Annotated in this window: 12 protein-coding genes; 7 read left to right on the forward strand and 5 right to left on the reverse strand. The window is 56.7% G+C overall.

Annotated elements, in window-relative coordinates:
- Window positions 1–232: 232 nt before the first annotated feature.
- Window positions 233–1,153 (forward strand): pentapeptide repeat-containing protein, encoded by a 921-nt coding sequence (locus tag OLX77_RS02510; RefSeq protein ID WP_307632008.1) that lies wholly within the window; start codon window positions 233–235, stop codon window positions 1,151–1,153.
- 160 nt (window positions 1,154–1,313) lie between these two features.
- Here the strand turns inward: OLX77_RS02510 and OLX77_RS02515 are convergent, their stop codons facing one another.
- The 4 genes from OLX77_RS02515 to OLX77_RS02530 all read right to left on the reverse strand — a co-directional run bounded on the left by OLX77_RS02515 (window position 1,314) and on the right by OLX77_RS02530 (window position 5,602).
- A complete protein-coding gene (locus OLX77_RS02515; RefSeq protein ID WP_307632009.1) occupies window positions 1,314–2,975 on the reverse strand; it encodes a phosphoethanolamine transferase in 1,662 nt (553 codons plus the stop codon).
- 319 nt (window positions 2,976–3,294) lie between these two features.
- On the reverse strand, window positions 3,295–3,552 hold the full coding sequence (locus OLX77_RS02520) for a hypothetical protein (protein WP_307632010.1): 258 nt from the start codon (window positions 3,550–3,552) through the stop codon (window positions 3,295–3,297).
- Between the two features lie 233 nt (window positions 3,553–3,785).
- Window positions 3,786–4,541 carry an NlpC/P60 family protein gene (locus OLX77_RS02525; RefSeq protein WP_307632011.1) on the reverse strand — a complete coding sequence of 252 codons (756 nt, stop codon included), beginning with the start codon at window positions 4,539–4,541 and terminating at the stop codon, window positions 3,786–3,788.
- A gap of 53 nt (window positions 4,542–4,594) precedes the next feature.
- On the reverse strand, window positions 4,595–5,602 hold the full coding sequence (locus tag OLX77_RS02530; RefSeq protein ID WP_307632012.1) for a helix-turn-helix transcriptional regulator: 1,008 nt from the start codon (window positions 5,600–5,602) through the stop codon (window positions 4,595–4,597).
- Between the two features lie 107 nt (window positions 5,603–5,709).
- On the opposite strand from OLX77_RS02530, the gene OLX77_RS02535 reads away from it, so the two are divergent.
- Together OLX77_RS02535 and OLX77_RS02540 are read left to right on the forward strand one after the other, a co-directional pair.
- Window positions 5,710–5,925 carry a hypothetical protein gene (locus OLX77_RS02535; RefSeq protein WP_307632013.1) on the forward strand — a complete coding sequence of 72 codons (216 nt, stop codon included), beginning with the start codon at window positions 5,710–5,712 and terminating at the stop codon, window positions 5,923–5,925.
- Window positions 5,926–6,077: 152 nt separating this feature from the next.
- A complete protein-coding gene (locus OLX77_RS02540; RefSeq protein ID WP_307632014.1) occupies window positions 6,078–7,307 on the forward strand; it encodes a cyclic di-GMP phosphodiesterase in 1,230 nt (409 codons plus the stop codon).
- A 361-nt stretch (window positions 7,308–7,668) separates the two neighbouring features.
- On the opposite strand, the gene OLX77_RS02545 is transcribed toward OLX77_RS02540, so the two are convergent.
- The gene (locus tag OLX77_RS02545) at window positions 7,669–8,082 is read right to left on the reverse strand and encodes a PilZ domain-containing protein (protein ID WP_307632015.1); all 414 of its coding nucleotides are present in this window, start codon (window positions 8,080–8,082) and stop codon (window positions 7,669–7,671) included.
- Window positions 8,083–8,287: 205 nt separating this feature from the next.
- Here OLX77_RS02545 and OLX77_RS02550 point away from each other — a divergent pair, with 205 nt between their 5' ends.
- The 4 genes from OLX77_RS02550 to OLX77_RS02565 all read left to right on the forward strand — a co-directional run bounded on the left by OLX77_RS02550 (window position 8,288) and on the right by OLX77_RS02565 (window position 11,739).
- Window positions 8,288–8,554 (forward strand): cupin domain-containing protein, encoded by a 267-nt coding sequence (locus OLX77_RS02550; protein WP_371877485.1) that lies wholly within the window; start codon window positions 8,288–8,290, stop codon window positions 8,552–8,554.
- 23 nt (window positions 8,555–8,577) lie between these two features.
- Window positions 8,578–9,675 carry a phosphotransferase enzyme family protein gene (locus OLX77_RS02555; protein WP_307632017.1) on the forward strand — a complete coding sequence of 366 codons (1,098 nt, stop codon included), beginning with the start codon at window positions 8,578–8,580 and terminating at the stop codon, window positions 9,673–9,675.
- On the forward strand, window positions 9,672–10,196 hold the full coding sequence (locus OLX77_RS02560) for a DOMON-like domain-containing protein (protein WP_307632018.1): 525 nt from the start codon (window positions 9,672–9,674) through the stop codon (window positions 10,194–10,196). Before OLX77_RS02555 ends, OLX77_RS02560 begins: the two co-directional genes overlap by 4 nt.
- Before the next feature lie 133 nt (window positions 10,197–10,329).
- Window positions 10,330–11,739, forward strand: coding sequence for a serine/threonine-protein kinase (locus OLX77_RS02565; RefSeq protein ID WP_307632019.1), 1,410 nt, complete (start codon window positions 10,330–10,332; stop codon window positions 11,737–11,739).
- Window positions 11,740–11,782 lie beyond the last annotated feature (43 nt).

An 11,782-nucleotide genomic window follows, 5' to 3' on the forward strand; every position in this document is an offset into this window, starting at 1 on the left:
GCCGAACAAGGTTATTTCACACAATGGGCATGGCGTTTTATTTTTTTTTCAGGTAAGTTGAAAAAGTTTACACGAGGAGCGAAAAGACAACGGATGGCAGGAGTCTTCAGAGCCATGCCCCCCCTGTGCGGGTGGAATTGATCCGTTTTTTTCGCAGGGGGAAATCTTCATCGGCCAGACAGCCAGCTGCTTTATTTCAGGTGATGATACAGTGAAACACGAGGAGAGAACATTGAACACCCAAATCCGCTATTTTTTCCTGCCCTTGGCCCTGCTTCTTTTTCTTGTCGCCGGTTGCGGCCTCATAAAAGACACAACAAGCACCCCGGAAAAATCTTCCATCCGGGAAGGAACCAAGGTCACCGGTGCCGAACTGCTCGACCTCCTCAACGACAACACCATTTCCCTGCATGAATATGGGGAAACCGCGACCATCGAGATGTACAGCAACGGCAAGATGTACGCGGTGAAAAGCAAAACGGAAAAAAATGACGGGAGATGGTCAACGGAAAACGACCGCCTCTGTCTCAAATTCATGCGCTGGGGCTTTGGCGATGAGATCTGTTACGATGTGTTTCGCAAGGGCGAAGAGTATCACCTCTATACGGAGAGCGGCATCCGGGCGAGTTATTTCACCGTAAACCCCGGGGTCAAACGCGGACCGGCAGACAAAAAATCTTCCGCAACTCGGAAACGCTCCAGCACCCGGGCCACCACCTCTCCCGATGTGGTGGTGGAAGAGCAGCCCGCCAAGCCGGTATCCACCCCGACAATCCAGGAGAGCAACCAGACCGCCAGCCCGCAGGCCGCCAGCCGGGATTTGGGCATGATCTACCGGGGCATGAGCCAGAACTGCCCGGGCTGTAACCTGCAGGGAGCCAACCTGGCCGAAGCCAGCCTGCTACGGGCCAACCTGGCCGGAGCCAACCTGAGCAACGCCACCCTGGTCAAGGCCAACCTCAAATGGGCCAACCTGAAGGGCGCCAATCTGACGAGCGCGGATCTCTCCGGGGCCAATCTGGCCGGGGCTGACCTGGCCGGGGCCAACCTTGAGCGGGCCGATCTGACCGGGGCCAATCTCGAACAGGCCAATCTCCGGGGCGCAACCATCACCGGCGCCATCGGCCTTGACCTGAAAAAGGCCATCCGCTAAACGCAGACTTCTTACCCGAGCGCGGAACGCCGACGCCTGAGCATTTGCTGGCTTGCCGCGCGTTCCGTTCTGCCCATTGCCCCGTTTTCTTCGCCAGGATCTTCACGAAACATGAAGGTCCTGGCTCTTTTTTTCCTGCCCCCCACCCTTTTCCCTTTGCTTATTTCCGGCCGGACCTCACAACGCCCTGCTTCTCCCCTTTGTCCTTGGCATAGGGGCCGGCTTGGAGAGGTGGACATTGATGGGCATCGCAGAGGATGTCCAGCTTAGGATTATAGAGTTCGGTGTGGATCTCCATACTGCCCAGCAGGGTATGGAACAGGTTGTCTTGCGAAAGCTCCCGCCCAGCCTGTTGCCTGAGAATCTGCCGATCGACGGCAAATCCCGCGCCAAACCACATGATGGCCGCGATATGCTTCTGGGTCTCCGGGGCAAGCAGATAGGGCAGGCCATGCAGGTAGACCCCGAATTCGCCAAGGGATTCGCCATGATCGCTCATGTAGATCATCGCGGTCTCGAACTGCTTGTCGTTCTGCTTGAGCAGGGCGATGGTCTTGCTTAAAAAGTAGTCGGTGTAAAGGATGGCGTTATCGTAAGCATTGCCTATCTCTTCCGGACTGCACTCGTCGAGCTGATTCGTCTGGCAGGTCGGGGTAAAGCGCGCAAACTCCTTGGGGTACCGCTTGTAATAGGCCGGGCCATGGTTGCCCATCTGGTGCAGAACGATGAGGATATCCCCGCTCTTCTGCGCATCGATATACTCCTGCAAGCCAACCAGCATCCCCTCGTCCCGACACTCCACATCACAGATCGTGTTCCTGGCCGGATCCTGATAATCCTCATACGGAACACGCAGGGCCACGCCCTTGGAATCCGAGTTGTTGTCCCGCCAGAGGACATTGACCCCGGCCCGCTGAACGACATCGAGGATATTTTCCCTGGCCGCGGCCTTCTTGTTGCTGAATCCGGCCCGAGTCAGGTCGGAAAACATGCACGGGACCGCAGTCGCGGTTGAGGTATCGCAAGAGCTCACCTGGGGGTAAAAGATCACTTCCTCCTGACTGAGCAGAGGATTGGTCGGCCGCTCATACCCGTTCAGGGAAAAGCGGTCAGCCCTGGCCGCCTCGCCCACCACCAGGATAATCAGCTCCCGCTCCCTGTCCGTGGCCAGATTATTGGCATCGGTGCCGATGGGTTCAACCGTCACCGCGGAGGTGGCAAAGTTCCTCTTTGCGTATTTGTAGACCGAAAAAAGCGCATAGGTGGGGTTACTGTAAAAACGCAGCTCCTCATGCTCCCTGAAAAACGAGGCATAGAAGCGGCTGAAAAGAAAGAGCGGAATCAGGATAAGAAGGAGAGCGATGGTGATCAGTTTGAGCCGAGAGACTGCCGCCTGGCGCCATGACTGCGGCTCAAGCGGAGCGAGCCACACCAGCAACGCCGGCACGATGCCAAGAAAAAAGATGTAGAGAAACAACTTGAGGGAGAAGAGGTCAGTGGCCTCCCGCACATTGGTCTGCAGGATATTTTGCACCATGATGTAATCAATGATGACGCTGTAATTGTTGGCGAAGTAGCTGCTCCCCGCGGCCATAAAAAGCAGGGCAATCAGCAGCGGCTTGGTGGTGAACCGGGAGGCGAGCAGGCTCATGAATAAAGCGAGGACGCCGGTCAAACCAAAGGCGAGAGAGACGACGAAGAACAGATTTTTTCCTTCGGCAAAGGGATAGACGCCGATGACGTTTTGGAAAAAGGTGACATTATCAAACAGAACCAAGAAGATGGCCGTGGCCAAAATCAACTTGTTGGTGGTCAATCGCATCGACAAAACTCCAGGGGAGGGCATTAAGGTTCGGACAGGGAGGAACGGCCGGACAAGGATTGACGCAAGGATATCATCTTTCCCCCGGAGCAGCCATAATTTTCCCCGAGCCATGTTCAGGACACGAAGGAGCGGCTGACTTTTTTGGCCGAGAGTCTACAGACGATTCGAAGGGAAAGGCAGAACTCTGTCAACCTTCACGACAAACATCGCCACGGAGAGATTGGGCCTCTCCCCGACGATTCTGTTTACGCCATGCGCCATAAGCGCACTGCTTCGGGATCTTCATATTGCAATGGTGGGCAACGTCGCCCTTGCCTCACTTGGCGCGGCGCACAGCCCTGGTCATGGCCGGCCACTGACGCGGCACCAGACACAAGAATGGATAGAGCACCCAACGCATCTTACCGAGGCGGGCAACAGTCACGTCCTTACAGCGGCAACAATCACAGGAGGCGGCAAGATCCTTTTCCTCCCCGAGCCATTGATGCTGGTACAGTAGAAACACATGAGAATTCACTTTCGCGCATTCTTCGCACAGCCATTGGACGGTTCCGTTTATCTGCCACTTCTGCATGGGTACTTCCTTTTATAATAATAATCACTAGCCACTCCCGCCACAACCCCACCAACACAACAGGTATCGGTATCTTCCTTTTTTTCTTTAATATTTCCACACCCCGGACAACCTTTCCCCCTTCAGGGAAACCCGCAGCAAAAGCCCAGTATCATCTTTGCCCGACAAACCGAGATGGATTGCCAAGGGGGCAGGACACCAAGCCGCCCTGCGCATGAAGAAAGGGCCGGGTCTCAGCCGTCCTCGCCCAGATAGGTCCGCGCCCCCAGATAGCACCCGTCAAAATAATCGCTACACAACGAACTCTGCCGAATGGTGTCGCCTTTTTTGGGCGCATGAATGAATCTGTCGTTGCCGATATAGATCCCCACATGGGAGACCGTCGCGTCCCCGTTGGTGGCGAAAAAAACCAGATCTCCCGGGGCGAGATCTTCACGGCGCACCGGATTTCCCGCCTGGAACTGGGTTCTTGAATTCCGGGGCAGATTGAGACCGTTGAGCTTATACACGGTCATGACCAAACCACTGCAATCAAATCCCGTCTCCACCGACTCCCCGCCCCATTCGTAGGGGATACCAATAAAGCCCTGCGCAGTGTTCACCAGCATTTTCCGCAAGGCCCCTTCCTGATAGTGGCGGAACCGGGCCGCAGCAGAGGAAGTCGGCGCAACCAGGTAAAAGGCCTCAATCACCCCGGATTTTCGCAACTGCGCGGCGCGGGCGTGCGCTTCTTTCCGGGTGGGATAATCCCCGAAGCGAACCTTGTACAACCCGCTGGCATGGCGATAATAATAGGCGTCCAGCCCCAAGGCATCAAGTTTCTGCATGAGGCGGACCGCATTATCCAGTCTGGCAAAGGCGCCGACCTGAATGGTATGCCCCAGCATGGCCAATTCTTTTTTCGAGGCTGTCGGCGGAAGCGGCAAGGCGACATCTCCCTGCCGGACCCCGCCGCAGCCGGAAAGCCCCGCCAGGACAACAACAATCATAATCCATCGGGCCAGAGGGAAAGCCCGGGTCCCAAAAACTTCTCCTGCCATGTTCACGCAGTCACCCTCCTCTGCGCCCTGTCATAATCGGCCAGAGCGCTGGCCAGTTCCTGTTGTACCGAATCGACCAGCTCCTGTGGCGCTAGCACCTTTGCCCCGCTCCCCCAGGAGAGCACCCAGCGCTTGACCTCATAAAGATGGTGCGCCGGAAAAGAGATCTCCACGCCACCGTCTTTTTTCCGGACCAGGCTCTGCTGCGGGTGCCATTCCCGCTCCAGAACATAGGGGGCATGCTCCTTGGCAAACCAGACCTTGACCAAAACCTCGCGCTCCCCGCTGAAAATGCCAAACTGCGACCCACCGTAGCGCGCATGGTCAAAGTCCTCGGGCACGGAAAACTTTTTGGCAAGCAACAGGGCCGTTTCGATCCTGGACATGGCAAAGGTTACAATCGCATGCCGCCGGTGGCAATACCCAATGAGGTACCACTCCCCCTGATAACGCACGAGATGATAGGGATCAACCCGGCGCTGGCTACTCGCTTGCCCTCCGGGTTTGCGGTAGGCGATATTCAGCGTTTGATTTGTATTGAGGCCTGCCGAGACAGTCTCCCAGACCTCCGGCTGCAGCCTGGTTTGCTGCTCCGGGACCACCGAGAGCTTGTCTTCCACCCAGGCTGGATGGATAGAGACCTTTTCGGGCAGGGACTCCTCGATTTTGCGGAACACCTTTTGCAGCTTGCGGTAGATGGGCGTATCTTCATGCATCCGCAGGGCTTTTTCCGCAATGCAGATGGCGAAGAGATCGCTCTCATTCAGGCTCAGGGCAGGGAGGGCGTAATTTTCCTCGGTGTAATAATAGCCCCGCTTCTTGGCATCGTAGGCGATGGGCGCATCACGCTGACTCCGCAGATAATCGATATCCCGCAAAATACTCTTGGCACTCACCTCGTATTCGGCGGCCATGGAGCTGCAGTTCGCCATGATCCCGCTCCGCATCCCCTCGCGGATCTTGCGATCAATAAACAGCAGTCGTAAAAGCTGGGTCTTGTCTCTTGCCATCTCTTTTCTGAAAAAAAGTTTGCAGGTAGGACATCATTTGTCCTACCTGCCATGTTAGCCTCAGACCAGAAGAAAACACAATAAAACTTTTCATCGGGAGGCACACAATGTTTTACAAAGAACATGGATGCAAGGAGGGATTTTTCTCTGCACTCAATCGGTGCGTGACAACTTCTTTTTTCAATGCCGCACCTGTAACAGGGAAGAACACCCAAAGCCATCCCTCCTCCGAGCTGATCCCCAGAACCCCAAAAATCCTTGGCCAGGAACAATATCTCGCCATCCCCACCTTTATCCGGCAAGGAAAAACCCTGGGGTTGTAGGAAAACCGAAAGCCAGCCACCCGCTTCTTTTTTGCTCGGGGACGGAGAGCAACATTCTTGCTCCCCACCTGGCCTTGGCGTATAGTGATTTCAATGGGTGGAGCAATCTGCCCTGAAACCTTATTCCCCAAGACCGTCAGCCCGAGGCTGCCATGATCAAAAAGGTTCCCATCCAAGAACTTCAGCCCGGTATTCATATCGAGCGTTTTGATTGCGGCTGGCTGGACCACCCCTACCTCTTCAACCACAAAAAGATCAAAACCCATGGCGAGATTGAGCGCCTCAAATCCTGGGGCGTCACCCATGTCTATATCGAGATCGATCGGAACCCGGAACCAGCGCCAATCATGGATGCACTGGAAAGCCCCCCGCCGCCCGTGGCGTTTGAACACATTATCACCCCGCAAACAGCACGAATTGACCGTGACCTGAAGCATATCCCGGTCCGCCATGAGATTGTTCGGGCCCAGAAAGTACGGCAGCGGGCCAATCTGGCCGCGAAAAACATCCTTGCCGCCGTGCAATCCGGAAAAAAGATCCAGACCGGAGAGGCCGAAGCGGCGGTGAACGAGCTGGACAATTCCATCTGTCACAACAAGGATGCGCTTTTTCTGCTCATGCGGTTACGCAAGAAAGATGAATACACTTTCGACCATTCGGTGAGCGTGGGCGTCCTGCTCCTCGCTTTTTGCCGAGCCATGGGCTTTGACCGGGAAACCACCCGGGCCATTGGCCTGGGCGGGTTGCTGCATGACGTGGGCAAGATGGCCGTGCCCCTGGCCATCCTCAATAAACCCAGCGCCCTCAACGATGATGAATTTAAAAAAATCCAGCAGCATGTGATCTATTGCCGGAAAATCCTGGCCACCACCCACAACATTTCCCTTCCAGTGGCCCAGATCGCCATGGAACACCATGAACGCTTCGACGGCACCGGCTATCCCCATGGCCTGAGCGGCGAGGCCATCAGCCTGGGCGGCCAGATGGCCGCCATTGCCGATGTTTTCGATGCCCTGACCTCGGACCGCTGTTACCGCAACGGCATCGACCAGGTCGAGGTGTTGCGCAAACTCTATGGCTGGAGCCGCAGCCATTTCAACGAAGGACTGGTACACCGTTTTATCCGCTGCATCGGCATCTACCCGGCCGGCACCTTGGTCCAACTGGAAAGCGGTCTGCTTGGGGTGGTGGTGGAGTCGACCGACAACCTGTTATGCCCGGTGGTTCGCCCCATTTATGACATCAGGCATGACTGGGCGGTGAATCAGAAAGACATCGACCTCTCAAAATCCAACGGCAAGGGAGGCGCAGACCGCATCATCGGCTATGAATCCGCCAAACGTTGGCGAATCGATCCCCTCAAAGTGCTCGGCATCACCTGATTTCCCCAGAGATACCGAACATTACCCAGCCCGGTTTACCGAGCTTCCCCCATATATTTCCCCTTCCCGCTCAGGTACAGTGTAGAAACGAAACACGCGCCGCCCTGGCAGCATAAAAGAGGAACCCAGATGATCTATTGTAAGCTATGGGAAAAATGCGTTTTTTTCGCGGTCCGCGAAGAGAGGGGGGAGATGTACGAGTATTTCACAGCGCGCTATTGCACAGAAAACTTTGACGATTGTGCCCGGTATCGAGCGGCGCTACATCTGGGCCAAGAGCTGGTCCCGGATGATATCTTCCCCAACGAAGATGATTTCCGCAGCCTTTTCGCCTGGGCCGTAAAACGACACGACAGCCAGGCTAGCAGGCGCTATCACCCGCTCTCCCCGCACCCACGGCGAGTTCCCGGGCCAGAAAAGATTGCAGCTTCTTCCGGTCATCTTCCGGCAAGCCGTCAAACTCGCAGCCGACACTGACATTGCTCACCAGCGGGATGTCCAAGACCCAGCGCACCCGAAGGGGGATGATCCTGTCGCACAAAACCTCATTCCCTTTGACGAGCCGAGCAAGAACAAGTTGATGGCCAAGTTTCAAGGCACTCCACTCCTCCCGTTTCACGGTAAAATGGAGCCCCCCCAGACTCAGATCAAGCACCAGGGCAGAAAAAGAAAACCGCTCGAAATCAGGAAAAACGAAGACGCCGCAAATATTTTCTCCCGGCGAGAAATAGACCCTCGCTTCTTTTCTTTTCTCATCAAAACTGCCAGTCATCATCTTTCCCCTTATACCCCCTGGCGGACAACAATGCCAAGCTCGGGCCGAAATTGCCGAATCATCCCTTTCGCTTCCAATTTTATATCTGGGGATGCTTTTTTTGGCAAGCCCTACCTCATCCCCCGTGGTCTTTGGAATTGACAAAGTGGCACCCCACGGCTATCAGTTAACGACACGCATCCTGAACCTCGACCAAGGAATTCCCATGCCCATCACCGTTGAAAAGCTCTCCCCCAAAAAACGCGAGACCCTGCGCCTCGACGAATGGCCGATCTGGCAGTGCGAGCCCTCGACCTTTCCCTGGCATTACGACCAGGAAGAATCCTGTTATATCCTGGAAGGCGAGATCACCGTAACCGCAGGAGAGCAGACCATGCAGATCTCCCCCGGCGATTATGTGACCTTTCCCAAGGGGCTGGATTGCCAGTGGCAGGTGCACAGCGCGGTTCGCAAGCATTACCTGTTCCGCTGAGCCGGCCTTTCCAGGATGCACCCGTGATCGAATCTTCCGCCATCGCCCGACAGTTTGCCTTTCCCGGAGAACTCCTCTCCGTAGACGAGTATGGGTCCGGCAATGTGAACAACACCTATCTGGTCCGGATCACAGGCGACCAGGGAGTGCTGGCCTTTATCCTCCAACGCCTCAATCCCGCTGTGTTTCCAGAACCCGAACGCATCATGCACAACCTGCGGGTGCTCGACGACCATGTCCGCCCCAAACTGACGGCGAACGTAAGCCGCCGCTGGGAGCTGCCGAGCATCATCCCGACCCGAAGCGGCTCTGATTATTATCGGGATGAGACCGGCGCCTGCTGGCGGGCCCAAACCTTTATCACCGACAGCGAAAGTTTCCCCACTATCACCAGCGTTTCCCAGGCCGAAGAGGCAGGCCGGGCCTTAGGCTTTTTCCATGGACTGATCCATGACCTGCCCGCGCATCTGCTGCACGACACCCTGCCCGGCTTCCATGTCACCCCCGGCTATCTCGCGCATTATAACGCCCTTGCCGCCTTACCTCCCCGCGCCGATGCATCGCCGGAGGCGCTGTTCTGCCACCGCTTCATTGGTGAGCGGAAAGCAACGGCGGAGGTCCTCGAAGCCGCACGCACTCGGGGTGAACTCCTCCCCTGCCCGATCCACGGCGACCCCAAGCTGGCCAATATCCTCTTTGCCCGCGATACCGGCGAGGGTATCAGCCTCATCGATCTGGACACCGTCAAGCCCGGCTTGCTCCATTACGACATCGGCGACTGCCTCCGCTCCTGCTGCAATCCGGCCGAAGAAGATGCGGAGCTGCGCGCAGTCTCGTTCAACCTCGGTTACTGCGCGGCGATCCTCAAGGGCTACCTGCCCCAGGTCGCCCCGTTTTTTACCCCCTTCGACTACCAGTACATCTATGACGCCGTCCGGCTCATCGCCTTTGAGCTGGGTTTGCGCTTCTTTACCGACCATCTGGCCGGGGATGTCTATTTCAAGATCCGCCACCCCGGGCAGAACCTGCAGCGCGCCATGGTGCAATTCACCCTCTGCCAAAGCATCGAGGCCCAGGAGACGGAGATCAAAAGACTCGTCCGAGAGCTGCAGAAACCATGACCCGCTTCAGCCTGCACCCCTTTCCGGGCCAGGATTCCGGCGGGATAACCATCCACGGCACCATCAAGCGGACGGAGCAGAGCATCAGCCTTTCCTTTTGTCTGCAGGGGAACCTTGACGATCTCGTCCTGCCGACTGCGCCAACGCGGGAACGGCGCGACAACCTCTGGCAAGCCACCTGCCTTGAGATGTTCTGGAGTGAAGAGGGGAGAAAAAACTACGGGGAAATGAACCTTGCTCCAAACGGGGCCTGGAATGTCTACGGTTTTACTGAATACCGCGCCGGCATGCACCGGGAAGAACGGGTGAGCGAGCCGGCTGTCACCACCGCCCGCACGCCGGACACCTTCACCCTGACCGCCCAACTGGATATTGCCTCGCTCCTTGGCTCTCCCCCCATTCGGATTGGAGTCAGCGCAGTACTCCAGCACCGGGATAACCGGCTGAGCTACTGGGCCCTGACCCACCCGGCAGAAAAGCCCGATTTCCACGCACCCCAGACCTTCCTCCTCCGGCTGTAACCCCCATTCCTTGCCCCACAACCATCTCGCCGGCCAAGCAGCGGACACCCCCGCAAAAAACTTGCCATGCGTACAGCCGCTCGATATCCTAAACAGACAGCAAGATAACTTCAGCCAGGAGCAGGGTGCCACGGTGAACACAGAGATTCCGAGAACCATTGGCCGTTACCGCATTGTGCGGCAAATCGGCTTGGGCGCCATGGGCGAGGTCTATCTTGCCCACGATGAACTCATCCACCGCAAGGTCGCCATCAAGTGCATGCGGGTCGACCGCTGCATAAACGAGCAAAAACGGCAGAAAGCCATCGAGTCCTTTCTCCACGAAGCCCGCATCGTCGGCAACCTGGACCACAGCCACATCGCCGCAGTGTACGATATCGGGGTCCGGGGCAACGCCCCGTACATCGTCATGGAGTATGTCGAGGGAGACAACATCAAGGAGCTGATTGAAAACAAAGCCCCTTTCTCCATCGAGGAAAAACTCAGCCTCATCGCCATGATGGCCCGCGCCCTGCATTTTGCCCATAAACGGGGCATCCTCCACCGGGATATCAAGCCGGCCAACATCATGATCTTACAACAGAGCCGGCTGCCCAAGATCACCGACTTCGGCATTGCCCGGGTTCTGGATGTCGCCTCCTTCGGCAGTATCGAAAGCAGCATCGACGAGGAAGGGTTCATCCCCGGCACCCCTTTGTACATGTCGCCGGAGCAGATCCGCGGCGAAGAGCTGGACAGGCGGAGCGATATCTTCTCCCTCGGGATTCTTGCCTATGAATGGTTGAGCGGGAAAAAGCCCTTTGAGGGCAAGGATCTGGATGCCCGCCTACAATCCGTGCTCACAAACAACCCGAAACCGCTCAGCGATTTCCCCGGCATCGACCCCGAGATCGACCGGATCATCATGCAGGCTCTTGCCAAACCGCGGGACGAGCGCTACCAGAGCGCCGACGCCTTCGGGGACGCACTGGAACTCTATCTCAACTCCCTGGAAAAGAAAAAAGACGGGGGAAAAACAGGATTTTCCTTTGATAAAAAGGAGATCGTCGAGCGGTTGCGGCAGCGCTACCTCTTTTTTGCCGACTTCAGCGAGGAGGAGCTGTACGAGCTGTTCCGCGCTTCAAGAAAAGAGGAGTTCGGCATGGGGGACTACCTGATCCAGGAAGGCACCTCGGGCACCAAGATGTACATCATCATTTCCGGGGCGGTCATTGTGCTCACCGAAACCGAGGGCAAGCGGGTGGAACTGGAAACCCTGCGGGATGGCAGCTGCGTAGGGGAGATGTCGATGATCGACCACCTGCCCCGCTCCGCCTCGGTGGTGGCGTTCAAGAAAACCGTGGCCCTGGTCGTGAATGAAACGGTGCTCCGCCACAACAACCCCAAGCTCTGCCTCAAGCTCTACCGCAACCTGGCCACCACCCTCTCCGAGCGGCTGCGGGCCAGCGAGGCCAAGTACCTGAAATTGCTGGCCACCCATCTTGCCTGGGGGGAGAAGAATGGCGTGGAATCCTCCGGGTTCGAGGCAGGGGCAGATTCCTAAAAAATAAATCTGTTCCGTTTTTCAGGATATCCGGGGACATAAT

The sequence above is a fragment of the Thiovibrio frasassiensis genome, from assembly GCF_029607905.1.
Lineage (GTDB): Bacteria > Desulfobacterota > Desulfobulbia > Desulfobulbales > Desulfurivibrionaceae > Thiovibrio > Thiovibrio frasassiensis.

What these genes read in the sequence shown, in the direction of transcription:
- OLX77_RS02515 (WP_307632009.1), bottom strand. Translation starts at nt 2,975, where the DNA reads ATGCGATTGACCACCAACAAGTTGATTTTGGCCACGGCCATCTTCTTG.
- OLX77_RS02550 (WP_371877485.1), top strand. Translation starts at nt 8,288, where the DNA reads ATGCCCATCACCGTTGAAAAGCTCTCCCCCAAAAAACGCGAGACCCTG.
- OLX77_RS02520 (WP_307632010.1), bottom strand. Translation starts at nt 3,552, where the DNA reads ATGCAGAAGTGGCAGATAAACGGAACCGTCCAATGGCTGTGCGAAGAA.
- OLX77_RS02545 (WP_307632015.1), bottom strand. Translation starts at nt 8,082, where the DNA reads ATGATGACTGGCAGTTTTGATGAGAAAAGAAAAGAAGCGAGGGTCTAT.
- OLX77_RS02530 (WP_307632012.1), bottom strand. Translation starts at nt 5,602, where the DNA reads ATGGCAAGAGACAAGACCCAGCTTTTACGACTGCTGTTTATTGATCGC.
- OLX77_RS02560 (WP_307632018.1), top strand. Translation starts at nt 9,672, where the DNA reads ATGACCCGCTTCAGCCTGCACCCCTTTCCGGGCCAGGATTCCGGCGGG.
- OLX77_RS02540 (WP_307632014.1), top strand. Translation starts at nt 6,078, where the DNA reads ATGATCAAAAAGGTTCCCATCCAAGAACTTCAGCCCGGTATTCATATC.
- OLX77_RS02525 (WP_307632011.1), bottom strand. Translation starts at nt 4,541, where the DNA reads ATGATTGTTGTTGTCCTGGCGGGGCTTTCCGGCTGCGGCGGGGTCCGG.
- OLX77_RS02535 (WP_307632013.1), top strand. Translation starts at nt 5,710, where the DNA reads ATGTTTTACAAAGAACATGGATGCAAGGAGGGATTTTTCTCTGCACTC.